Origin of the sequence: Mucilaginibacter celer, assembly GCF_003576455.2 — a bacterium.
Classification (GTDB): domain Bacteria; phylum Bacteroidota; class Bacteroidia; order Sphingobacteriales; family Sphingobacteriaceae; genus Mucilaginibacter; species Mucilaginibacter celer.
In genome coordinates, this window is the sequence record NZ_CP032869.1 from 218,340 (window position 1) to 240,725 (window position 22,386).

Genomic DNA, 22,386 nt, shown 5'->3' on the forward strand with positions numbered 1-22,386 from the left:
TATAACCATTAGCTAAAATGAATGATTTGTTTGTAAACGTTTGGGAAGAAAAAGTAACCATTCCAACCTACGCTATAGGTAAGCCCGACAAAAACCCTATGTTTTTTGAAAAGCGCGTTTACCAGGGCAGCAGTGGCAAGGTGTACCCTAACCCTGTTATCGAAAAAATTTACGACGAAAAAGAAGATAAAGAATACACAGGCCTGTACCTCGAGAATAAATACCTCAAAGTACTGATCCTGCCCGAGTTGGGCGGCCGCATCCAGATGGCTTATGATAAGATCAAACAACGCCACTTTATCTATTACAACCAGGTGATTAAACCGGCGCTGGTAGGTTTGACTGGTCCGTGGATCTCGGGCGGTATTGAGTTTAACTGGCCGCAACATCACCGTCCGAGCACTTTCGAGCCGGTTGATTATAAAATTGAAGAAAATGCCGACGGCAGCAAAACCGTACTGGTGAACGAGGTAGAGCGCATGTTCCATACCAAAGGCATGGCCGGTTTTACCCTGCATCCGGATAAGGCTTACATCGAAATAAAAGCGAAACTGTACAACCGCTCGGCTCTGCCGCAAACCTTTTTATGGTGGGCAAACCCGGCTGTAAAGGTTAATGATGATTATCAATCGGTTTTCCCGCCTGATGTGAACGCGGTGTTTGACCATGGTAAACGTGATGTTTCAACCTTCCCGATAGCTACCGGTACTTATTACAAAGTCGATTATTCGCCGGGTACAGATATCTCGCGCTATAAAAACATCCCTGTGCCAACATCGTACATGGCCATCAACTCTAACTATGATTTTGTAGGCGGATATGAGCATGATTCACAGGCTGGCTTATTGCACGTAGCCAACCACCACGTATCCCCCGGTAAAAAACAATGGACCTGGGGCCACAGCGATTTCGGCCTGGCCTGGGACAGGAACCTGACCGACGAGGATGGCCCGTATATCGAGCTCATGACTGGTATGTTCACCGATAATCAGCCCGATTTTACCTGGCTGATGCCGCATGAGGAAAAGCATTTTACCCAATACTTTATGCCATACCGCGAGCTTGGCGTAATTAAAAATGCCACCAAAGATATTTTGCTGGCCCTGGATTATACCGATGGCAAACTGCTCTTAAAAGTTTACGTAACCGGCGAACAAAATAACCTGAATATCAAACTACAGCACGATGGTAAGGTATTGCTGAGTGAAAAAGTTTGTATCGTTCCGGAGCAGGTTTTTGAACGTGAGATAGCCATAAAAAACATTGATGAAAACCTTTTGCTGCTTACGGTACACTCGGAAGCAGGTAAGGAACTGATCAAATACGATGCTGCCAGCAATAAACTGAACAACATCCCTGAAGCCGCCAAACCCGCCCTGCTACCTGCTGATACTGAAAATAATGAACAATTGTTTTTAACCGCCCAGCACCTGGAGCAATATCGCCATGCAACCTACAGCCCGGTTCCATATTACGAAGAAGCCATCCGCCGCGACCCCAAAGATATTCGCAATAACAACGCTTTAGGTTTATGGTATTTACGCCGCGGCCAGTTTGCCAAAAGCGAGCCTTACTTCAGGAGGGCGGTTGAAACAATTACCCAGCGCAACCCTAACCCTTACGATAGCGAATGTTATTATAATTTAGGTTTGACCCTGAAATTCCTGGGCAAAAAAGATGAAGCTTACAAAGCCTTCTACAAAGCCACCTGGAGCAACGCCTGGAAAGACAGCGGCTACTTCTCGGTAGCACAGATCGATCTTGAAAACGGCGATTATGAACTGGCTCTTGACCATGCATTGTCATCATTAGATAGGAACGCCAACAACAGCAAAGCCTACGTTTTACGTTCTGCTGCTTTCCGCAAACTGAATAGGAATGAAGAAGCTATTGAAGTAGCAACTTCGGCCGTAAAACGTGATCCTTTTAACCTTGGCGCTTTGTTCGAAATGGACCTTGCTTACAAAGCTTTAGGGCAGAATGAAAAAGCTGCTTCAAGCTTTGAGCAACTGGCAACCCTATCGCGCGGTTACTACCAAAACTACATCGAGTATGCTTTGGATTATGCTAACGCAGGCTTGTATGATGAAGCTTCAAGCTTATTAAACAATGCGGTTACAGGCAATACTACCAGTCCGATGGTGTATTATTACCTCGGTTACTTTGCCTGCCAGTTGGGTAATAATGAGCATGCTGCCCAATACTTTAAACTGGCCTCGGCAGCCGATTCATACTTATGTTTCCCTGATCGTTTGGAGGATATCAGTGTATTAAAGCTGGCTGCCGCATTGATCCCTACGGATGCCAAAGCGCCTTACTACTTAGGCAACCTGTTTTACGATAAGCTGCAATATGATGATGCCATTGCCGCCTGGGAAACATCGGTGCAACTGGATGATCAATTCCCAACCGTGTTCAGGAATTTAGGTATCGCTTACTACAACAAACGTAACGATCCTGCCAAAGCTTTAACCTGCTTTGAAAAAGCTTTTGAGCTTGATAAAACAGATGCCCGCGTATTGATGGAGCTTGATCAGCTTTACAAGAAACTGAACTATACCGCTGATGCCCGTTTACACTTCATCGAGGCTAATTTAGAAACAGCTAAACTGCGTGATGATGTTTATTTGGAGCGTGCAACCCTGTATAATTTCCTTGGTGAACATGAAACCGCTTTTGCGCAGGTAATGGAACGTACCTTCCACCCATGGGAAGGCGGTGAGGGCAAAGCATCCGGCCAGTACGTTGGTGCTTTGGTTGAATTGGCTAAACAAAACATCAACGATGGCAAATACCAGGAGGCTATCGATAAATTAACGCAGGCCCAAACCTACCCGCACAATTTAGGCGAAGGCAAACTGTTCGGCACACAGGAAAATGATATTTTCTACTGGCTGGGTAAAGCCTACGACGGCCTGCAGGAAACAGAGAAAGCAGCCCTTTATTTCGACAAGGCAAGCACCGGTTTGGAAGACCCAACAGCCGCTGTTTTTTACAACGATCAGCAGCCGGATAAGATCTTTTACCAGGGTTTAGCTAAAAAATGTCTCGGTGACAGTACATCAGCAGAGCGGATCTTTAAAAAACTGCTTAAATATGGTATAGAGCACATGGATGATAACGTAAAAATTGATTACTTTGCCGTCTCGCTGCCAAATTTGCTCATTTTTGAGGACGATCTGAAGGCAAGGAACCAGGTGCATTGTCACTTTTTACAGGGCTTGGGATACCTTGGTCTGCATGATGTGGAACGTGCGCAAAAAGCCTTTGCCGAAGTATTGAAACTTGATGCCGGGCATTTTGGAGCGAGGATACATCAAAATATGATAAACCAAATTACCGAAGTAGCCGGTTAAACCAAAACTTACACGTGAGAACTACTCAAAAGAAAACTTTACCACTGGGCCTGCTTTTCGCAGGCTCAATGCTGTTTGCCGGTAGGGCAGCAGCACAGGATGTAACCATCCCTGTAGAAACACAACACAACGCCATTGTACTGCAAACTGATGCCGAAAAACACCTCAACATGGTGTACCTGGGCGCTAAACTGGCCAATAGCGCCGAGTATGCCCGCATCCAAAAAATGTACAAACAGGCCGATGATTCGGGCGTGCAGAATGATGTTTACACCCCATCGGGTTCGGCAAGCCTCGGCGAGCCTGCCATTACGGTTACCCATGCCGATGGCAATAAATCGCTTAACTTAACTTATGTAAGCCATACGGTGAGCAAGGTGAGCGATGATGTTTCATTACTGGTGGTTACCCTGAAAGATCCGGTATATGATTTTGAGGTAAAGCTGTATTATAAAACGTATTACAAAGAGGATGTTACCGAGCAATGGTCGGTTATTAAGCATAACGAAAAGGGGGTAGTAACCCTTAACAAATATGCTTCGGCCAATTTAAACCTGAAAGGTAATACCACAGGCGGTTTTTGGTTAAAACAATACCATGGCAACTGGGCTATGGAAGTACAGCCCGAAGAGGCCCGTTTAACCCACGGCATCAAAACCATTGATAGCAAGCTGGGTACCCGTGCCAACCTGTATGAGCATTCAATGTTTGCTATATCGCTTGATAAACCTGCTACCGAGGATGAAGGCAAGGTACTTTATGGCGCGTTGGAATGGTCTGGTAATTTCAGGGTTGATTTTGAGCTGGATGTAACCAACAACCTGAAAATTATTGCCGGTATTAACAATGCTGCTTCCGAATACCATTTAAAGCCGGGTGTTGAATTTACTACGCCTGCCTTCCTGTACACGTATTCTGATCATGGTAAAGGTGATGCAAGCCGCAAGCTGCAAAGCTGGGCACGCCAATACAAAATTGTTGATGGTAACGGTTCAAGGCTTACCCTGCTAAACAACTGGGAGTCTACTTACTTTGATTTCAACGAGACTAAACTTGCCGGTTTGTTAAAAGATACCAAGAAACTGGGTGTCGATCTGTTTTTATTAGATGATGGTTGGTTTGGCAACAGCCACCCGCGCAACGGCGATAACGCCGGTTTGGGCGATTGGCAGGAGAACAAACAAAAGCTGCCAAACGGCATCAGCTCCTTAGTAAAAGAAGCGCAGGCCAATGGCGTAAAATTCGGCATCTGGATTGAACCGGAAATGGTTAACCCTGCCAGCGATCTGTACAAAGCCCATCCTGATTGGGTGATTAAACAACCAAACCGCCCTGAAAAATATTTCCGTAACCAGTTGGTGCTTGACCTGGCTAACCCTAAAGTGCAGGATTTTGTATTTGGTGTGGTTGATAACCTGTTCACCAAAAATCCTGATCTGGCTTATATTAAATGGGATTGTAATGCGGTGATCTATAACGCTTACTCGGCTTATCTGAAAAAAGACCAGTCGCATATTTATGTTGATTATGTGAATGGTTTGTATAACGTGCTGAAACGCGTTCGTGCCAAATACCCTAAAGTGCCATTGATGCTTTGCTCGGGCGGTGGTGGCCGTGTTGATTATGGCGCGTTGCAATACTTTACCGAGTACTGGCCAAGCGATAACACTGATCCGCTGGAGCGCGTGTTTATCCAGTGGGAGTATTCGTTCTTCTACCCGGCTATCACCAGCTCAAACCACGTAACCGATTGGGGCAAACAACCTATCAAATACCGTGTGGATGTAGCTATGATGGGCAAAATGGGTTTCGATATTGTGATTGGTAAACTGAGCGACAACGAGCTGGCCTTCTGCCAATCGGCGCTTAAAAACTACGATGGCTTGAAAGATGCTATCTGGCACGGCGATCAGTACCGTTTAGCCTCACCATGGGATAACGACGCGGCATCTATCATGTATGTAAACGCCGACAAATCAAAAGCGGTAATGTTTAACTATTTGGTGAATAACCGTTACGGTTCGGGCACAAAGGTTCCGGTACGTTTGAAAGGTCTTGATCCGAATAAGAAATACCGTGTTAAAGAGATCAACGTATTTCCGGGTACCGGTTCGGTATTGGGTAATGAAGATTTGGTGCTCACCGGTGATTTCCTGATGAATGTTGGTATCAATCCAGAAACCAATACTTACCACACCAGTGTGGTATTGCAGTTAGAAGCGATTTAATAGTTCCTGTTTTTGAAATGCAAAAGGGAGCGGCTTGTCGCTTCCTTTTGCATTTTATACTGGCTGAAGTTTAAATAGTTATTTAGATAATTTCATAAGTTTGTTATTATGATTAAATCTGCCACTATTTCCAATTTCATAGGATATCAAGATTTCAATTTTGGCTTTGCTCCAATTAATATTATTATTGGTAAAAATGATACAGGCAAAACTGGGCTGCTAAAGTTATTATATACGTGCTGTAAAACAATTGATACTTATAGCAGGAGAAGCCAAAATGAAGAAATTAGCTTTAAGAAAATATTAGCGGAAAAATTACTTGATGTATATCAGCCTGGAAAGAAAGGTCTTGGAGAATTAGTTAATAAATCGACTAAGGAGAAGTTAAGAGTAGACATTGAGTTCAATCACGCTAAGTTTGGGTATGATGACAGACTACATTTTAGTTTCGGGGATAGCACAACCAATACCATTAATGACTGCCAGGAGCGAATTAAGTTTATAAACGATAATTTCCGTTGTCTTTTTATCCCAGCCAAGGAAGTGTTGACTTCGCTACGAGCAATACGCGCAACGCGCGATAATCTTCATATGCCGGGGTTTGATGATACTTATCTTGATTTAATACGAGCTTTGGTAATCCCGACGCAAAAGGGTAATGTCACTGAGGAACTGAAATCGGTAAACAGGAAGCTGGAGGATCTTTTTGAGGGCCATATCGACCAGGCAGTCGATGACGACTTTGTTTTTAAAAAAGGAAATACTGAATTCCCAATGCAACTTACAGCCGAGGGGGTTAAAAAAATAGGTATCCTCACAACGTTAATTCGAAATAGGCAGCTGAATTCTAACTCAATACTGTTTTTGGACGAACCGGAAACAGCTTTGCATCCTGAAGCGACAAGAGAGTTGGTTGAAATGCTGTTATTAATGGCAAAGTCAGGAATTCAAATTTTCCTGGCGACACACAATTATTTTGTGTTAAAACAATTCCACCTAAGTGCAAGTCGGGATAAAGTAAAAACCAATTGTTATTCGCTAACTCGTGAAAAGGGAAAATATGTACGATGTGTACAATATGATATCGAAAAATACTTTCCTGAGAACGAAATTACTGAAGAAGCAGTAAAGATGGCTGATGAGGAAACCAGGTTGAACCTTAACTTATAATTGAATGCCATTCTTAACTGAGAGTAATATAACGCTCACCTTCCCTGATGCGAACGGACTTCGTATAGCAAACTGCAATGGATATAAAGCACTAAGCGGGTTTTCTTTTAAAGAGATGGATGCTTGTTGGTATGAGCAGAACTCTAATACCTACTGGTTATTTGAATTAAAAGATTTTTCATCGGCGGCGTTAGATAAAAAATCGATAGAAGAAAGATCCTGGGATATTGCAAAGAAGGCCTATGATAGCCTTTGCTTTTTTCTATCCTCCAAGAATCAATATCCTTTTGCCGTAGATATTGACCCTTGTTTGCCATACGTACCTGATGTTAATACTGAATTTAAATTTGTAACCATTATACATTGTGATTCTTCACAGCGGGCAGGTGTTCAATTGATTAATGAAAAGTTCCGAAATAAATTTAAACCTTATGCGGAGTTATTTAATATCTCGTATTATGCTGTTGTTGAGCATAGCAGAGCAATACGCATGATACCTCATGGGATAGTTTCCTGAAATTAACCTTTGACATGAGATATCTTATCTCAACTTCACCGTCATATCAAAATGATCAACCCTGCCCGCGCCCAAAGGCAGCTTACTACATGCCGAATAAAACATATAATCCTTATCAACATCAATACCGGGCAGCAGTTTGTTAATCACCTTCCTGATCTGCATATTTTCGGTCTTTACGGCATTGGTATCGGCGATACTCACCTTAGTGGTATAGTAAACTACCGGGAACCAGCCGTGGCTGTTTTTCTGGTTACCTATCCTGAAAATCCGTGGCTGGCTGGCAACCTCATCAATAGTAAGCGGGAAACGGTAATGAGTGAAGATAGCTTCCTGGGCCTCCTGAAAAATTTTGCCGGCGTCTGCATCATTGGTGTATTGCCAGTAATCATTAGGCGCGTTGCATTGCAGCGAGAGTTCGGCCGCAAGGCGGGCATCAGCGTATTCCATTTTGTCAAGCCTTTTCTTCGCAACGCTATAAAGCTCGGGTGCGGTTTTTCCATTTATTTTGTAGGTGTTGGTGCTTAACGATGCCAGCTTCCAGCCATAATTATATTTGGCATACATGGCGGTGATCATCTCCTGGTTGGGCTGATTTTTATCCTTCGGTAAAAAAATAGCAAAATACATTTCGTGCTCAATGCCGTTATAAATCAGGCGATAGCTGTTTACCCCGGCCGATAGGTTTTCTATGGTATCGGAGGTGCGGTGTTTGTTAATTACGTAATATTCGTCGTAAAGCTCATAATCGGCGGTTTTGGCGGTATTGCCAACTATTTCAATCCGGCGGAGGTTCGAGCGATCATCCAGCATATCCTTCGATTCGAGATTGCCGATATCGTCGCTGTTACCGCTCTTCAGATCGCGAAGCAATTGTTCGTTCAGCTTGTGAAAATCGTCGCGTTTACCACCGGGAATCTGGTCGTTACGCCATGAGCCGGGCTGTTTAACGCAGCTTTGTAATGCAGCAGCCAGTAAAAGGCCACCAAATAGTTTAATTGTGTTAGGGAATAGGACTTTCATATCGGCTGTAATAATATGAAAAAGCCGGATATTCTGCCACTTTACCTAACCCGTTTCATGGGGAATGGAATGGCCTTGAATTTGCCTTTCCGGTTGCCCGAAATCTCCGCCACAAACGAATCCTTATTGATTTGAGTATAGGTTATTTTTTGGGGGAAATCGTGCTCCGGGTTTTCAAATACCAGTTGTTTACCGGTTGATGAGGTAAGCGTAAAGGTTACCGCCTTGCCATCGTTTTGATTTTTTACCGTTGGGATGTAATATAATTTACCTGCATGCTGCTCAATTCTGATATGCTCTGATGATACCGTATCCGTGCCTGCCAATGAATAACTCCGGCCCTGGTAGGTGCTGTCATTCAGTTTTTTCCAGCTTTCAATATCCAACGTTTTAGCCGATTGGTTTTTCCAGTTGCCGATAAGCCATTGGGCTTGCGCGATAGGTTGCTTGGTTTGAGCGTATGATATTGTTGTGGAGAGAAGGCAGGCAAGAAACACGAATGCGGGTTTAATATAATTACGTACCATCATGACAGGTTAATTTAGATTGAAGTTACAAAAAATCAATTTGAAAACAGTTTTACGCAGCGATGTTAAGCCGTCATCCGGAGGGAGTTACGTGTCCTGGAATAAAACAAAATTGTCGCAATTGCACCCGCTTGTTGTCGCTTATGAAACCCTTACGCATTGTTGATTTTCAGCATCTTTGATTAAAACCAACAAGTAAACCATGGAAAATCCAGCCAGCAACCCCGAAGTTATCACCGTTAAAGAAACTCAAAAAATACTCGAAGTAAAATGTGCTGTTATCAATGGCACCACACTCGAGCAGGTAATGATGAACAATGCCAGTTTCAAAGATGTATGTATCACCAACCTTAAAATTGAAGATGCCAACCTGAGCGACCTCGAAATACAATACGCGCAGCTTGGCGGGGCGTACATACACGATATTGGCATGCCGCCCGAGGGGCACCCGGCTTACGATCCCAACCTGAAGCAGCGCCCCCTTAAATTTGAAAACTGCGATTTGCAGGGCAGCACCATCAGCAATTGCAACCTAAGTAATGTTGAAATTTCGGATTGTAACCTAAGCGGGATGAAGATAAATGGGGTAGAAGTGGAAGAATTGTTAAGGGTTTATGAGTTAAGTAAGTAAAATATCCTGTCTCTCCAAAACTTAGCCCTGCCCTTATCCGGCGGGGCTTTTTGTTTCCCTGAAAAAATAAATTTTAATTTTTATAGTACTATGTATTGTATAGTACTGTGTTTAATATTATCTTTGTTCAGATCAGAAACTTTGATCGTAAACAATCAGCAATAAAATGGATACTAAACCACTACTTTATACAGGCATCATTATCCCGGTAGTTTTTTGGCTGGCAACCATTATATGTGGTTTGGTACATGGTAACTACAGCCATATCAGCGGCACCATCAGCGAGTTGGGCGCTATCGGCACAAAATCCGAAACCCTGATGGAAACCTTCACTTTGCTGTGTACCGTGCTCAGCGTGTTTTTTATGGCAGGGTTGTTTATTGCCTGCAGCCAGCTTAAACTCAATATATTGCCTGTGTTTGGGGTGATAGGTTTCCCTGTTATGTTTGGCTGGGCGGCAATATTTCATTCGGGCAATCCCCTCCATTCTGCGTCGGGCCCGGTGTTTTTGCTCATTTATGTAGGCGCACTACTTGCTGCGGTGTTATGGAGAGGAGTGGAGTTTAAGCAGTTGAGGCTGCTATCATTGCTAAGCCTCGGTATTATGCTGCTCATCTTTATCCGCTTTATTCCATCAGCATCATTGCAAAATAATTATACCGGGCTTATTCAAAGGTTTGCGCACGCGGGCTGGTCGGTTTGGTTTATATCGTTAAGTATCACTTTGAACAAAATGCTCGATTTAAAAGAGCGGCATCAATTAAAATAGTCATCATTAAAAAATAAAGAAAATGAAAACATTAGGATATCTGTTAGTAGTAATTGGCCTTATTGCCTTGTTAGATGGTTGTCATATAGGCGGCAGGCACACCGTAATTGTTGAAAACAGCAATGGAAGGGAGCGCAGAATAGAATACCGGGGCTACGCTTATTTCACGCCCGATAGTACAGCTATCAGCCGCATTTCGCCAAACGGAACGGTGATATATAAAACTAACGACGTAGATATTATTGCCGAAAGCGATCATGCCGGCCACATCAGCTACCAGTTTAACGGCGGCGAAAAACATACCGACCTTGATAATGGCGAGAAAATCTCGTTAGCGCAGGCTGTAAGGGATATGATGAAAGTGGGGCATAGCACCAAATAAGATTTTTATCGGTCTGGCGTATAATAACTCACCCCTACCGGCGCAGCGAAGTCGGGGTGAGTTATTATACTTCCTTTTACTTTATCCGCACATATACGCTGTTTTCTCCATCGGCGATATAAAAATTGTTAAGGTAAAGCGAATCATGCCTCACCACATATGCTACCGGAAAGCCATCAATAGCAGGGCCGTAAATTGACAACAGATTTACCGTTTCAGTTGCGCTCAGCTTATAGTTTTTAGTAGTATGAAAACTGGCGCTAAACAGCACCGTATCGTTTTTAAGTCGCTTATATGTGCTATCGGCATAAAATTCGTCTTGCAGGTTATAGCCTACACTTTTGGGTGTGGAAGTGAAGCCGCCAATACCCCCAACCGATTTTACCCATCGCCATTTACCCACTATACTTGGGTTGCCAGGGCCGGGATTGTTTTTATCGCAGGCTGTTATACTGCATATTATTGCGGCAAAAAACATTAAAGTTACCTTTCTCATAATTGTGGGTTTATATTATACTTTACGGCCTGTCACCCTGCTTTGCTACAGCAGGTTATAAATAAATTTTAGATCGTGGCCTTTGGTAATTCAGCAAAATTCTTTGTATCATTAAAGCATGATTATCGTAATACAATGCCGGGATAAGGTGGGCCTTGTGGCAGCCATAGCATCTACATTAGCCAAACACCTGCTCAATATAGTTTCCATGCGTGAGCATGTTGATCATAATGAAAATGTTTTTTTTACCCGTTTGGATGTGGAGGATGGCGATACCGCAGGGGTTGAAGACTCGTTGCGGAAAATCCTTCCGGATGGGGCCTATATTGCAGTAAATCCCGAGCCGGTGAAAAAAGTGGTGGTACTGGCTACTAAAGAGTATCATTGCCTTAGCGATATCCTGATCCGTAACCATTTTGGTACCCTGGGTGCAAGCGTGCAATGCGTTATTGCCAACCATGCCAAACTGCAAAATATCTGCGAGCGCTTTGATATTCCGTTTTATCACATCAGCCACGAAGGGGTGGCTAAAGCAGCATTTGAAGAGCAGGTGATCAGCGCCATTAAACAATATACGCCCGATTATGTAGTGCTGGCCAAATATATGCGTATCCTGTCGCCAAGGTTTGTGGCCGAGTTCCCGATGCAGATCATCAACATTCACCATTCGTTTTTACCGGCATTTATCGGTGCCAACCCCTACAAACAGGCATTTGAACGAGGTGTAAAACTGATAGGAGCTACCGCCCATTATGTATCCGACGAGCTGGATGAAGGCCCTATCATCGCACAGCAAATTGTACCCGTAAATCATTCTTACAGTTGGACAGATATGGTTAAAGCCGGACAGGAAGTGGAAACTGCCGTATTAGCAAAAGCCCTGAAACTGGTTTTTGAGGATAGGGTGTTTGTACACAAGAATAAAACAGTGGTGTTTGGATAGGCTTTGAATGATTTTTGGCTACCTCTTCGTTACCAATTCCCTGAACCCAACCAGCTCATCCCACCTTGCAGCGGGCGGGCGATAGTAGGTAAGCATCTGGTATTCGTTCTCAGTTTCAAAATGGCTGCCTTCAAAGGGTATATCATCGGCCTTGCCGGTTTTGGCGTCTACCCAAACGTACTCATAATCGTATACGCCTTGTTTTAACAGCATGTTTACGGTATAGCGGCCGTCATCAAGCGGGTGTAGTTTATTGCTATCGTCCAGGCGGTAATTGTTAAACTGACCTACCACGTACGGCGCACCGTCTTTAGGATCTTTGTTGGTTGAGAGGGTGAAATACACGTGGGCGTAATCGGCATCGGTGGCTGGCGTGGTACCATCGTTATTCAGGATGTAAAATTTACCATCATTATCGTACTGAAAGAGGTAATTGGGCTGATCGCGCACCGGATCGCCAAGCAGCACCACTACGTTTACCGAATCTTTATAAATTTTGGCTACCCTTTGCGAGTTGAGTTTAAGCGTACGGGTATCAAATAGCCTGAACTCGTTACGGCCGGGAAAATCATTAATACTTACATCGTTATAAAGCATTTGCGTACCGCGGATATAGGTAGGCTGCCCGTTAAGCACCGCTGTTTCGGTACGGGCATTTTGCATAATAAAAGTACGCAGGGCATAAGCCGGGTTTTGCACCACCAGGCCCGAATAATCAATGGTAAAATTTATCTTTTGATTGGTTTGACGGGTGACTGTATTGGCTGATGGCAGGATATCCGCCATGATAGAAACGCGCTTACCCAATACATACAACCTGCGGGTAAGTACCATTTTGTTTTGGTCGCCGTCTTCGTAAACCTTCAGTACGTAATTGCCCGATATTTTGGGAGCGATGTTATTGTTAGGCAACGAAAGTTCGTAATGGGTATATTTCTGCATGGTACCGGTTGAGTAGCTGTAGTTATACAGGCGGTCGTCCATATAATTTTGCAGGTACTCGGCAGGTGATAGGTTTGATGAATTCCAGTTGGCGTCGCAATGCTCAATGGTATAGTAATAATTACGGCTGCCGCCACGCAGGTCATCAAAGGTAAGCAACACTTTCTCGTCCGATCCTAAATTAATAACCGGGAAGGCACCTTGTTTGCTGGTATTGTAAAACTCAACGCTTTTTATGGCTGATGAGTAAACGTTGTTGTTATATGTGGATTGGGCAAAGCCCTGATGAGCAAGCATGAGCAAGATTCCCACACTCAAAAAAAATTGGATACGTTTCATTCTAATTCACTATCAGTTTGATCTTTTTGCAGGTACTGCCTCACATCAAAGCTAAACAAAGCAGCCGACAATATTAAGAAAGGTGTGGCCGATGCTAAAGTAAACTTCGAAAGCCCATCGCCATTAAAAACATCGTGTGTAAGAAAAAGCAAACCCATCCACATCACCAAAAGGGATATAAGTCTCATAATAATGTTTTCTTTATGTGTAGCGATAAACAACAAAAGTTGCCCGATAAACATAATCAGGGTGGCTACCGCTATCGAATCATCATAACTCCCCAGGGGATTGAATGAAATGTTCTCTTTTTTTGTAAATGGCAACATCACTTCAAATATTATTATGGGGCCAACCCCATGGCCGGCACCTATAAGGATAAGGCAGTTAAATATGAGTATAGCTATAGAAAGGCCGCGGTATTGATTTGTCATGTAGTAATTTAGGTTGAAGTTCGGGCAGGCAATATAAAAAAGTCGCTGTTGCTTTGCAACAGCGACTTTTTTATGACAAGCCAATCAAAGCCCTCTTTAAAAGGGCTGGTTGGGATTTACGATTCCAACTCCAAAATCTGCTCGGCCAATGCTTCCCATTTATCCTGAACCTGTTTCAGTTCGGCTTGTTTGGCGCTGTAGGCGGCGTTGGTTTGCTTTAATTTGGCGTTATCGTTATATATTTTCTCGTCGGCCAGTTGGGCTTCCAGTTGTTTAACTTCTTTTTCAAGATCGGTAATCTGTTGTTCCATTTTGGCCAGGTCCTGGTTCAGCTTTTTAAGCTGCTGGTGCTTGTTTTCGACTTGAGGCTGTTTAACAGGCTCGGGCTTTTTTTCTTCCTTTTTAGGCTGAGGCGCAGGTGCCGCGGCTTTGGGTTCAAGTTTGCGTTTGGCGTTCCATTCGTCAAACTCGGCATAGGTACCCGGATAGATCTTGATTTTTTGATCTTCAATGAACCAGATCTTATTGGCCACATTGTCCAGGAAGTACCTATCGTGCGATACCACGATGAAAGTACCTTCGTACTGTTCCAAAGCCTGGATCAGGATATTAACCGATTGCATATCCAGGTGGTTGGTAGGCTCATCCAGTATCAGGAAATTGGCATCCGCTGTAAGCGCCTTGGCCAAAGCTACGCGCGATTTTTCGCCCCCCGATAGCACCTTGATCTTTTTAAATACATCATCACCCGTAAACAAAAACGAACCTAAAATGGTGCGCAGTTCGGTATCGGTATGTTTAGGCGCGAAGGCCTGCAGCTCCTGTAAAATCTGGTTTTCGAGGTGTAATGATTCTAACTGGTGCTGGGCGAAAAACGTAGTGCTTACGTTATGCCCGGTGGTCATGGTACCTGTAAAGTCTTTATCGGCGTTCGCTATAATGCGTAGCAAGGTTGATTTACCTTTACCGTTAGCACCTATCAGGGCAATTTTATCACCTTTTTCAATTACGGCTTCGCCGCCGTTTAAAATATCAATTGCAGGGTATTTTTTAACGATGTCTTCTAAGGTTACTACATGCCTGCCTGATTGTTTGCTGAAACGGAAAGCAAAGTTTACTGTTGGATTATCATCATCCACATCATCAATCCGTTCCATCCTATCCAGCATTTTGATGCGCGATTGCGCCATTTTAGCTTTAGAGGCCTTGGCACGGAAACGCTCGATCAAACGCTCTTCCTGTTTAATTTTTGATTGCTGGTTTTTAAACTCACCACGCTGAATTTCTTCGCGCAGGGCCTTTTCTTCGAGATAAAAAGAGTAATTGCCCGCGTAAACGGTCAGTTTACCTTTACGAGACTCGACGGTGCGGTTGATTACTTTATCCAAAAACCACCTATCGTGCGATACTATGATAATAGCGCCGGTAAATGCCTTTAAATAATCCTCAAGCCACTGGATCGACGGTAAATCGAGGTGGTTGGTAGGCTCATCCAGCAGCAAGATATCCGGTGCCTGTAAAAGAATTTTGGCCAGCATTACACGCATGCGCCAGCCACCCGAAAAGGTGCTCAGTTTACGTTTGCAATCGTCATCGCTAAAACCTAAACCGGCCAAAATTTCGTGGGCTTTGTATTCGATATTATAACCGTCAAGCAGTTCAAACTCGTGCTGCTTGTCGCTCAGTTTATTTAAAAGTTCTTCGCTATAATCCGTTTCAAGCTTTTTAAGCAGGCTTTCTATCTCATCGTGCAGCTGGTTCTGGCGCTCAAAGGCCTCCATGGCCACATGTACGATATTTTTATCAGATGAATAAGAAAGCAGATCCTGATTAAGGTAACCCATGGTAAGGTCCTTAGCCATAGATACCGTTCCGGAGGTAGGTTTGTAATCGCCTACAATAATTTTTAAAAGGGTGGTTTTACCGGTACCGTTGGCACCAATCAAACCGATTTTTTCACCGGGTTTAATATGCCAGTTGGCTTCATCATAAAGGGCCCGCGCACCAATCTCGAACGTAAGGTTATTTATAGCAATCATTTACGCGCAAAGATACGTTTTTTGAGCTTAAAGCTGAAGGCTCAAAGCTGAAGGCATTTTTATGAGCTAAAAGCAGAAAGCCGAAGGCATTTTCGAAGCAGAAAGCAAACAGCCGAAGGCTGAAAGCCTTCACAGCTCCGCCTTCGGCTTTTTTATTCTTTGCTTTAAGCTTTCTGCCTTAGGCTTTTAGCTTCTATAAAACTCCCGTGGCTTTCAGCCAGGTTTGCGCCATCAGGGCTTCGCCGGCTACGCTGGGGTGTACACCGTCAAGATTCCAGTAAGTGGCAGGGGCGGTTTGCTCGGCTTTATCAAAGGCCGATTGGTAGGGCACAAATACGGCATCAAACTCGGCCGCTACATCTTTTGCTGCCTTGCGGAACAGATCGAATGTCGGGTACCATTTATCGTCAACAGCTTTCACATTTTTTTCGGCAAAAGGCTCGCAGATCACCAGTTTAATCTCGGGCAGGGCCTCTTTAGTGCGGGTAAGTAATTTTTTATAGTCGGCAATATAAGTATCAATGGTGCCTTTATAGCCGCCGGTAAGCGTATGCCAAAAATCGTTCACGCCGATGTGAATACTGAGCACATTAGGCTTAAGGGCTAAACAATCGGTATCCCAGCGCTCGGCCAGTTGGTATACTTTATTGCCGCTGATACCTTTGTTATAAATTTTCAATCCTTTATCGGCATGTTTAAGCAACAGTTGCGATGCGGTAAGCAAAGCATAGCCCGAGCCTAAGGCACTGGTGGTATTGGGTTCGGTTTTGTTATGATCGCGACCCCAATCGGTAATTGAGTCGCCCTGAAAAAGCACTACGTCGCCCTGGTTAAAAGTTAGCTTTTTGGCCGGTTTTTCGTTAGCTAATGCTGATGAAACAATGGCGGGGATGCCCATAGAGGCAATGGTGCCCACAGCAGCTGTTTTCAAAAAATGGCGGCGGTAGTTTTGTTCGGTATTTTTCATTTATGGTTTATAAAAGGTATTTGCCGAAATTACAGATTTACCGCAGTTATTGAAACTTTCTTAGGTTTTGTATCGGCATTTGTGAAAGGAATATTACAAAGGCAGATTATTTATCCGCCACAAAATTTATCGGCTTTGCCGGATCGTATGTAACATAAACCCGTTTCCATGGTTCATCATTAATCAGTTTCCATTGATGGGCAGTACCGGTAGTATCCTGGGCTATCAAAATTTCGCCGGGTTTTAATATAAATTTTTCGCCGGGGTAGGTTTCAAATTCAAGAATACCGGTAAGGGTGATCACATATTGCTCAACCGGCGCGTTATGCCAATCGTAAAAAGCGTGCGGTTCCGATTCCGCAAACCTTACAGCCAGAGCCTCATTTAGCGGGCCTAACTCAACCTTACCTTGTTCAATATGCGAATGACCGTCATCGCCGGTATACAGCCTGTATGCTTTTATCATACCGGCTAAACTAACATTTAGCCGCGATAACTGATATATTTTAAAGCCTTTATTCTGAAACATTACTTGCGCTTTAATTAAGCCGGCACAAAATGTATTTTTACTGATATAACGGTTTGTAAAACCTATCCCGGCTTTACCGGTTAATTAGCAAATTATGCCCACACCAATAGCTGCCTTACGCTTCAGATTTTTCCCTTACCTCATCAGCCTGCTAATAGTTTTCGCGATAGGTATAACAGCCTCATTATTCACCCGGCCCGAGATTGCCGGCTGGTACAGTACCTTAAAAAAGCCAGGTTTTAATCCACCGCCGTGGCTGTTTGCACCTGTATGGTCGGCAATTTATATCATGATAGCAACTGCCGCCTATTTAGTTTGGGCGCATCGTCATCAAAAGCCGGCTTACGCCACAACCCGTTTAGTTTATGTTATTCAACTCGTCCTTAATTTTTCATGGTCGATTGTGTTTTTTGGGATGCATCAGTTAATGGGAGCACTAATCGTTATCGCCCTGCTATGGCTTAGTATTATCGCTTGCATATACTGGTTCGGCAAGTTTAACCGGCTTGCCGCCTGGCTTTTAGTGCCTTACCTGCTTTGGGTAAGCTTCGCCACGGTGCTTAATGCCAGTATATATTTCCTCAATCAATAGCTGATAAAAAACACTATTTTTATTGCAAATATTTACAACACAGATAAAGACTATTTATCAAACCCATGAAAAAACTTCTGCTTGTTTTTTGTTTGATCGCCGCGGCTCACAGTTTTGCATTTGCCGATAAAGTAGCCATTAATCACTTTGTTATTAAAGAAAACCCCTTCGCGGTTGATGAAGTTGCCGTAGTGGCCACCGATACCGCCGGTGTAATACAGGAAAATGTAAACGGCGTTTTCACCTTTGTAATGAATGGCTTTACCGAAGAGTTGAAATTTGATAAAGGCACCGCCTTTTACCGTCACAAACTCGACAGATCAAGCTTTTTATATGCCAAACACATGAACGACAGCGGTACCCATGCCATACTGTACTATATTTACAAGCACGACAGCAAACTGAGCCCCTTCCACATCAGTTGGGTGCTGCTGGTTGCCATCCCTCTGCTGCTGGTACTGCTGGCCTATATGTTTAAGCGGTTTATTATTATAGCCGTGGTAATTTTCTGTATCTTCCTGTACTTCAACTACCACAACGGCCTGAGCATCCCAACATTTTTTGAAAGCATCATTGACGGGCTGAAGAACATGTTTTGATTGGGAGCTGAAAGCCGAAGGCTTAAAGCAGAAAGCGAAGAAAAGAACAAAAAGCACAAATCGTTCGCAGCCTGGAAACCAATCAAATCTTTCGGCCTTATGCCTGTCACTTTAAATTTAAAAAGCTTTGGGCTTTCAGCCTTCAGCTTTTGGCTTCTAAAAAGGCATTCCAATACCAAAATTCAGCTGCATAAAGTTGTAATCTTCGCCGTTAATTGCCTTGTAGTTATTTTTGAAGGTGCCTTTGCTAAACAGTTCGCCGGCATGGTTAAAGAGTACCCATTGGTCGCTGCCGCTAAATTGAGGGTCTTTAAATTTAAAGGCGGCATCCAGCCTGAATACGAAGAAAGCCAGATCAAACCGTAAACCCGTGCCAATACCCATAGCTGTTGATTGCCAAAGGTTATTGAGTTTAAACTCGCCGTTGGGGTTATCGGCCTGTTTATGTAAACGCCATACGTTGCCGGCATCTAAAAAGAAAGCTCCTTTTAGCTTTGCACCGAAAAAGTTATCGGCCAGTTTATAGCGGTATTCGGCATTGCTAACAAATTTAACCTCGCCAAACTGATCGAGGTATTTTAAGCGGTTCCGGGTGTTAACATCTGTACCATAATAAGCAGCGCGGTTAAATTGTCCCGGCCCAAGTGTGCGCGGCAGCCAGGCCCTGATATCGTTGGCTCCGCCGGTATAAAAATTCTTCTCAAATATCAGTTGATTGCTGTTGCCGTAAGGCACGCCAACGCCCGGATTAAATCGTAGTATGAACTGCTTTTCGTTACCAAAGTTGCGATAAAAGCGTAAATCAAGTTCAACCTTGGTGTACTGGGAAAATGTATATCCAAATAACTGGCGTTGCCCAAGGCTGTCTTTACGGGCATTGGTAAGATTGGCAAGCAGGTTTAAAAAGTTACCGCCAATATCCAAACTGCTTCTAAAATAGGTAAAATCCTCGTAACCATTTAGCTTAGCCGCATTAACCTGAAAGGTGTACTGGCTACCGGTGGTAAACGTTGTACGGCCGATAAGATATACGTACGAATAGCGGTTTTTATTTAGCAAGGTATCCCGTGCAATCGGGTCAATTATACCTCTTGAAAACTCGATATTTATCGGCGTAATGATGTGTGTTTTTTTGGTGGTTTCCGAAAAATCATAAGTGAGCGAGTTGATGAAACTTTCGCGTTTAACCAGGTCTTTCTGGTAAAACAACGAATAGTTTGACGAGAATGTAGTGTGCGGCACCGCGAATTTACCTAACAACGGAAACTTAAACGGTAGCAGCAGGCGCGGATAGGTGAGCTGCGCACCCAGCCTAAGCTCCTGGTTTTGAATAATACTATGATCAGTACCTACATCGTTGCCATTGTCAAACAGGATGCTCCAGTTGGCTTTTAATTGCAATATAGCCGCCTGTTTAAACAGGTTTCTATCGGTAAAAGTATTACCTACGTTATAGCCAAAACGCCCGCCGCTAAACAGCACCTCGCCCTCCACACGGTCGCTCATACGTTTCAGGGGCACAATATCTATCCGTGAGTTAAGCCGATTTGAACTATCGCTAAGCTTTTGGTAGGTGGGATTGGGTACGTTCCGGAAAACGTTAAGTTCGGATAAGCGCGCCGTAGTGATGGTTTGCAGATCGACATTATAATGCTGCCCCTTTTTTTGAAAAACATAATCAGTTACCACCCTTGGCGAAAACCGTTTGGAATAATCAACAAACCTGAACTGCGAATCAACCTGGATGGTATCTGCCTTTCCGGTTGTGCGGCCATAACTGTTTGATATGGTGATAAGCGTATTGTTAATATTGTAAATGGTATGCTCTGTTTTGCCGGGCGGATTATCGATAATCATTTTAACATCAACCACGCTGCGGTTAAAGGTTGAGTCGTAGGTAAAGTTGATATACTGGCGATAAAAATCGTAAAAGCCATTACGCTTCATCAGCATATACAGCTCATCACGGTCGTGCGCCAGGCTATCGGTATCAAAACGTCCGCCGGGCTGGATGTGCGATAATTTATTGCGGTTTAAGTTGTACAAAAACCGGATGTTGCCATCGGCAATGCTATCGGTAAATTTACGGATGCGGAACATCGGCCCCTCCTGTACATTAAAAATCAGTTCGGCCTTTTGTTTTTTAATGGCCACGCTATCCGTAACCTTTGCCTTAAGGTAGCCCCTGTTTTGGATATACTTTTCAATCTGAAAGCGCGAATATTCAACCAAACCGCTGTCTAAAATTACCGGTGCCTCGCCAATATCTTTTTTGCCCTTGTTGCTAAACATGTAGTAAAGCTGCAGGTTAAGCTTGTTATTGGGCTGCTGCTCTTTATCTACATAATTTACAGCGGCTTCGGCAAATTCCTTATCGATACCATTTATTGTGATTTTGCGCACCAGGGCCTGATCTTTACGGATGCCGCGCGTTATGCTGCAGCCCGAACCGATTATAACCAGCAAAATACTTAATATTGTAAGGCGGTAAACAACAGGCTTGGTATATGCTTTCAAAATCACAGATCAGTTTATTAAAATCCTTACAACATAAAAAATTCCGGAAAGAGCATGGTTTGTTTTTGGTAGAGGGTCACAAATCGGTTATCGAGTTTGTAAACACCGCATACCAGGTTGATACTATTTACCATACCCCCGCAATTGCTCCAAAAATGCTGAATTTATCCCGAAAAATAAATTTTCAGGAGATTTCGTTAGCCGATCTGGAAAAGATCAGCAGTTTGAAAACCCCGCAGGAGGTAATTGGTTTGGTAAAAATGCCAATTTGGCCCGCTTTAAATTATAATACGCTAAAAAACAGGTTTTCGCTGGTGCTTGATGGCGTCCAGGATCCCGGCAATATGGGCACCATTATCCGCACTGCCGATTGGTTTGGCATCGCCGATGTTATTTGCTCGGAAGATACAGTTGATGTTTATAACCCCAAAGTTGTACAGGCCACCATGGGCTCGCTGGCCAGGGTTAACGTACATTATACAGATCTGGCAGCCACCCTGCCTCAAATAAAACTCCCTGTTTTTGGAGCCATGCTTGACGGCGAAAATATGTACACCACAAATTTTGGCAATGAAGGTTTGCTGGCTATGGGTAACGAGGGTAATGGCTTACGCCCCGATGTACAGGCACTTATCAGCAAAAAAGTAACTATCCCGCGCGTCGGCCATGCCGAATCGCTGAACGTTGCCATTGCTACTGCGATACTTTGTTCAGAAATTAAACGAAATTCGTTGAAATAAATTTGTTCACTAAAAATAATTACTATCTTTGCAGTCCTTAAAAAGAGGGTCGGATGGCCGAGTGGCTAGGCAGAGGTCTGCAAAACCTTTTACAGCGGTTCGAATCCGCTTCCGACCTCAGGGTTAAAAAAATTTAAAATAAAAGACAATGGGCGTTACTCGTTTAAAAAGAAAAGATAGGAGAAACAAAACTTTTTCACGTTTAGAAGTTCAGTTCCTGAAACTGGCTACTAACCTTGAATACGGAAGCCGTTCTGCTGAGAAAAAAACCAGCCAGATCGCGAAAAACAATGCAGCTTTAGAAATTGCATTAGGTAAATAATCTCCTTCTTCTTTTAAGAAGAAAAAAATTGAAAGTCCTGCCGGTTTCCGGCGGGATTTTTTTTTGAACCTTTATTTTGACCGTTGATTTATGTGATTACGTTGATTTCGCTGATTTTTTTGTCTGAACCGGGATTTGGATGATTTCGGGGATTGATGGGGTTTTTTGTTGAGCAAGGTTCAAATGTTTTATAAACAAGCATAAGCGCAGTCAACGTAATCAATTCTGATCAACGGTTCAGTAGCTCCTTATCCCGGTGCCCGTGCCTTCACGGGACGCATGTCAATGTAATATTTATCTGAACTGTGATTGTTAGGATGGAGGAAT

21 protein-coding genes and 1 tRNA gene are annotated in these 22,386 nt (G+C 43.6%); 13 read left to right on the forward strand and 9 right to left on the reverse strand.

Going from position 1 to position 22,386, the window contains the following annotated elements; all coding sequences use genetic code 11:
- Positions 1 to 17: 17 nt before the first annotated feature.
- The 4 genes from HYN43_RS00765 (at position 18) to HYN43_RS00780 (ending at position 7,271) form a co-directional block, all read left to right on the forward strand.
- Positions 18 to 3,356, forward strand: coding sequence for a DUF5107 domain-containing protein (locus HYN43_RS00765; protein ID WP_119407634.1), 3,339 nt, complete (start codon positions 18 to 20; stop codon positions 3,354 to 3,356).
- Between the two features lie 14 nt (positions 3,357 to 3,370).
- The gene (locus HYN43_RS00770; protein ID WP_245447103.1) at positions 3,371 to 5,584 is read left to right on the forward strand and encodes an alpha-galactosidase; all 2,214 of its coding nucleotides are present in this window, start codon (positions 3,371 to 3,373) and stop codon (positions 5,582 to 5,584) included.
- Positions 5,585 to 5,692: 108 nt separating this feature from the next.
- Positions 5,693 to 6,754 (forward strand): AAA family ATPase, encoded by a 1,062-nt coding sequence (locus HYN43_RS00775; RefSeq protein WP_119407636.1) that lies wholly within the window; start codon positions 5,693 to 5,695, stop codon positions 6,752 to 6,754.
- A 4-nt stretch (positions 6,755 to 6,758) separates the two neighbouring features.
- Positions 6,759 to 7,271: a hypothetical protein gene (locus tag HYN43_RS00780; protein ID WP_119407637.1), complete on the forward strand. Its 513-nt coding sequence runs from the start codon at positions 6,759 to 6,761 to the stop codon at positions 7,269 to 7,271.
- Between the two features lie 24 nt (positions 7,272 to 7,295).
- Here HYN43_RS00780 and HYN43_RS00785 read toward each other — a convergent pair whose 3' ends face one another.
- Both HYN43_RS00785 and HYN43_RS00790 read right to left on the reverse strand, forming a co-directional pair.
- The gene (locus HYN43_RS00785) at positions 7,296 to 8,294 is read right to left on the reverse strand and encodes a hypothetical protein (RefSeq protein ID WP_119407638.1); all 999 of its coding nucleotides are present in this window, start codon (positions 8,292 to 8,294) and stop codon (positions 7,296 to 7,298) included.
- Positions 8,295 to 8,335: 41 nt separating this feature from the next.
- Entirely contained in the window at positions 8,336 to 8,824 is a 489-nt protein-coding gene (locus HYN43_RS00790) for a DUF6265 family protein (RefSeq protein WP_119407639.1), read from the reverse strand.
- Positions 8,825 to 9,023: 199 nt separating this feature from the next.
- Here HYN43_RS00790 and HYN43_RS00795 point away from each other — a divergent pair, with 199 nt between their 5' ends.
- The 3 genes from HYN43_RS00795 to HYN43_RS00805 all read left to right on the forward strand — a co-directional run bounded on the left by HYN43_RS00795 (position 9,024) and on the right by HYN43_RS00805 (position 10,603).
- Positions 9,024 to 9,452 (forward strand): pentapeptide repeat-containing protein, encoded by a 429-nt coding sequence (locus tag HYN43_RS00795; protein ID WP_119407640.1) that lies wholly within the window; start codon positions 9,024 to 9,026, stop codon positions 9,450 to 9,452.
- Positions 9,453 to 9,618: 166 nt separating this feature from the next.
- Positions 9,619 to 10,221, forward strand: coding sequence for a DUF998 domain-containing protein (locus HYN43_RS00800; RefSeq protein ID WP_119407641.1), 603 nt, complete (start codon positions 9,619 to 9,621; stop codon positions 10,219 to 10,221).
- Positions 10,222 to 10,243: 22 nt separating this feature from the next.
- Positions 10,244 to 10,603 carry a hypothetical protein gene (locus HYN43_RS00805; protein WP_119407642.1) on the forward strand — a complete coding sequence of 120 codons (360 nt, stop codon included), beginning with the start codon at positions 10,244 to 10,246 and terminating at the stop codon, positions 10,601 to 10,603.
- 76 nt (positions 10,604 to 10,679) lie between these two features.
- Here HYN43_RS00805 and HYN43_RS00810 read toward each other — a convergent pair whose 3' ends face one another.
- A complete protein-coding gene (locus tag HYN43_RS00810; protein ID WP_162996245.1) occupies positions 10,680 to 11,099 on the reverse strand; it encodes a hypothetical protein in 420 nt (139 codons plus the stop codon).
- A 118-nt stretch (positions 11,100 to 11,217) separates the two neighbouring features.
- Between HYN43_RS00810 and purU the strand changes: the two genes are divergently transcribed.
- Positions 11,218 to 12,042, forward strand: a complete 825-nt coding sequence (gene purU, locus HYN43_RS00815; protein WP_119407644.1) for a formyltetrahydrofolate deformylase — start codon at positions 11,218 to 11,220, stop codon at positions 12,040 to 12,042.
- Positions 12,043 to 12,060: 18 nt separating this feature from the next.
- Here the strand turns inward: purU and HYN43_RS00820 are convergent, their stop codons facing one another.
- The 5 genes from HYN43_RS00820 to HYN43_RS00840 form a co-directional block, all read right to left on the reverse strand.
- A complete protein-coding gene (locus HYN43_RS00820) occupies positions 12,061 to 13,281 on the reverse strand; it encodes a type IX secretion system plug protein (RefSeq protein ID WP_162996246.1) in 1,221 nt (406 codons plus the stop codon).
- 38 nt (positions 13,282 to 13,319) lie between these two features.
- The gene (locus tag HYN43_RS00825) at positions 13,320 to 13,754 is read right to left on the reverse strand and encodes a hypothetical protein (RefSeq protein ID WP_119407646.1); all 435 of its coding nucleotides are present in this window, start codon (positions 13,752 to 13,754) and stop codon (positions 13,320 to 13,322) included.
- Between the two features lie 116 nt (positions 13,755 to 13,870).
- Complete coding sequence (locus HYN43_RS00830; RefSeq protein WP_119407647.1) at positions 13,871 to 15,793, reverse strand: ABC-F family ATP-binding cassette domain-containing protein; 1,923 nt, start codon at positions 15,791 to 15,793, stop codon at positions 13,871 to 13,873.
- A 193-nt stretch (positions 15,794 to 15,986) separates the two neighbouring features.
- Entirely contained in the window at positions 15,987 to 16,760 is a 774-nt protein-coding gene (locus tag HYN43_RS00835; RefSeq protein WP_119407648.1) for an SGNH/GDSL hydrolase family protein, read from the reverse strand.
- A gap of 106 nt (positions 16,761 to 16,866) precedes the next feature.
- On the reverse strand, positions 16,867 to 17,226 hold the full coding sequence (locus tag HYN43_RS00840) for a cupin domain-containing protein (RefSeq protein ID WP_119409205.1): 360 nt from the start codon (positions 17,224 to 17,226) through the stop codon (positions 16,867 to 16,869).
- Positions 17,227 to 17,383: 157 nt separating this feature from the next.
- Here HYN43_RS00840 and HYN43_RS00845 point away from each other — a divergent pair, with 157 nt between their 5' ends.
- Positions 17,384 to 17,881, forward strand: coding sequence for a TspO/MBR family protein (locus HYN43_RS00845; RefSeq protein ID WP_119407649.1), 498 nt, complete (start codon positions 17,384 to 17,386; stop codon positions 17,879 to 17,881).
- 65 nt (positions 17,882 to 17,946) lie between these two features.
- Positions 17,947 to 18,480, forward strand: a complete 534-nt coding sequence (locus tag HYN43_RS00850) for a hypothetical protein (RefSeq protein WP_119407650.1) — start codon at positions 17,947 to 17,949, stop codon at positions 18,478 to 18,480.
- A 156-nt stretch (positions 18,481 to 18,636) separates the two neighbouring features.
- Here the strand turns inward: HYN43_RS00850 and tamL are convergent, their stop codons facing one another.
- A complete protein-coding gene (gene tamL, locus HYN43_RS00855) occupies positions 18,637 to 20,997 on the reverse strand; it encodes a translocation and assembly module lipoprotein TamL (protein WP_119407651.1) in 2,361 nt (786 codons plus the stop codon).
- Between tamL and HYN43_RS00860 the strand changes: the two genes are divergently transcribed.
- From HYN43_RS00860 to HYN43_RS00870, 3 genes are all read left to right on the forward strand, one after another.
- On the forward strand, positions 20,988 to 21,737 hold the full coding sequence (locus HYN43_RS00860) for a TrmH family RNA methyltransferase (protein ID WP_119407652.1): 750 nt from the start codon (positions 20,988 to 20,990) through the stop codon (positions 21,735 to 21,737). The two genes, tamL and HYN43_RS00860, sit on opposite strands and share 10 nt — an antisense overlap.
- Before the next feature lie 47 nt (positions 21,738 to 21,784).
- A tRNA-Cys gene (locus HYN43_RS00865) sits at positions 21,785 to 21,855 on the forward strand.
- Positions 21,856 to 21,885: 30 nt separating this feature from the next.
- A complete protein-coding gene (locus HYN43_RS00870) occupies positions 21,886 to 22,059 on the forward strand; it encodes a spore protein (protein ID WP_119407653.1) in 174 nt (57 codons plus the stop codon).
- Positions 22,060 to 22,386: the final 327 nt, after the last annotated feature.

Excerpts from the sequence above, each read along its gene's own strand:
- HYN43_RS00765 (WP_119407634.1), top strand. The coding sequence starts at position 18 with ATGAATGATTTGTTTGTAAACGTTTGGGAAGAAAAAGTAACCATTCCA.
- HYN43_RS00775 (WP_119407636.1), top strand. The coding sequence starts at position 5,693 with ATGATTAAATCTGCCACTATTTCCAATTTCATAGGATATCAAGATTTC.
- HYN43_RS00780 (WP_119407637.1), top strand. The coding sequence starts at position 6,759 with ATGCCATTCTTAACTGAGAGTAATATAACGCTCACCTTCCCTGATGCG.
- HYN43_RS00785 (WP_119407638.1), bottom strand. The coding sequence starts at position 8,294 with ATGAAAGTCCTATTCCCTAACACAATTAAACTATTTGGTGGCCTTTTA.
- HYN43_RS00790 (WP_119407639.1), bottom strand. The coding sequence starts at position 8,824 with ATGATGGTACGTAATTATATTAAACCCGCATTCGTGTTTCTTGCCTGC.
- HYN43_RS00795 (WP_119407640.1), top strand. The coding sequence starts at position 9,024 with ATGGAAAATCCAGCCAGCAACCCCGAAGTTATCACCGTTAAAGAAACT.
- HYN43_RS00800 (WP_119407641.1), top strand. The coding sequence starts at position 9,619 with ATGGATACTAAACCACTACTTTATACAGGCATCATTATCCCGGTAGTT.
- HYN43_RS00805 (WP_119407642.1), top strand. The coding sequence starts at position 10,244 with ATGAAAACATTAGGATATCTGTTAGTAGTAATTGGCCTTATTGCCTTG.
- HYN43_RS00810 (WP_162996245.1), bottom strand. The coding sequence starts at position 11,099 with ATGAGAAAGGTAACTTTAATGTTTTTTGCCGCAATAATATGCAGTATA.
- purU (WP_119407644.1), top strand. The coding sequence starts at position 11,218 with ATGATTATCGTAATACAATGCCGGGATAAGGTGGGCCTTGTGGCAGCC.
- HYN43_RS00820 (WP_162996246.1), bottom strand. The coding sequence starts at position 13,281 with ATGCTTGCTCATCAGGGCTTTGCCCAATCCACATATAACAACAACGTT.
- HYN43_RS00825 (WP_119407646.1), bottom strand. The coding sequence starts at position 13,754 with ATGACAAATCAATACCGCGGCCTTTCTATAGCTATACTCATATTTAAC.
- HYN43_RS00830 (WP_119407647.1), bottom strand. The coding sequence starts at position 15,793 with ATGATTGCTATAAATAACCTTACGTTCGAGATTGGTGCGCGGGCCCTT.
- HYN43_RS00835 (WP_119407648.1), bottom strand. The coding sequence starts at position 16,760 with ATGAAAAATACCGAACAAAACTACCGCCGCCATTTTTTGAAAACAGCT.
- HYN43_RS00840 (WP_119409205.1), bottom strand. The coding sequence starts at position 17,226 with ATGATAAAAGCATACAGGCTGTATACCGGCGATGACGGTCATTCGCAT.
- HYN43_RS00845 (WP_119407649.1), top strand. The coding sequence starts at position 17,384 with ATGCCCACACCAATAGCTGCCTTACGCTTCAGATTTTTCCCTTACCTC.
- HYN43_RS00850 (WP_119407650.1), top strand. The coding sequence starts at position 17,947 with ATGAAAAAACTTCTGCTTGTTTTTTGTTTGATCGCCGCGGCTCACAGT.
- HYN43_RS00860 (WP_119407652.1), top strand. The coding sequence starts at position 20,988 with ATGCTTTCAAAATCACAGATCAGTTTATTAAAATCCTTACAACATAAA.
- HYN43_RS00870 (WP_119407653.1), top strand. The coding sequence starts at position 21,886 with ATGGGCGTTACTCGTTTAAAAAGAAAAGATAGGAGAAACAAAACTTTT.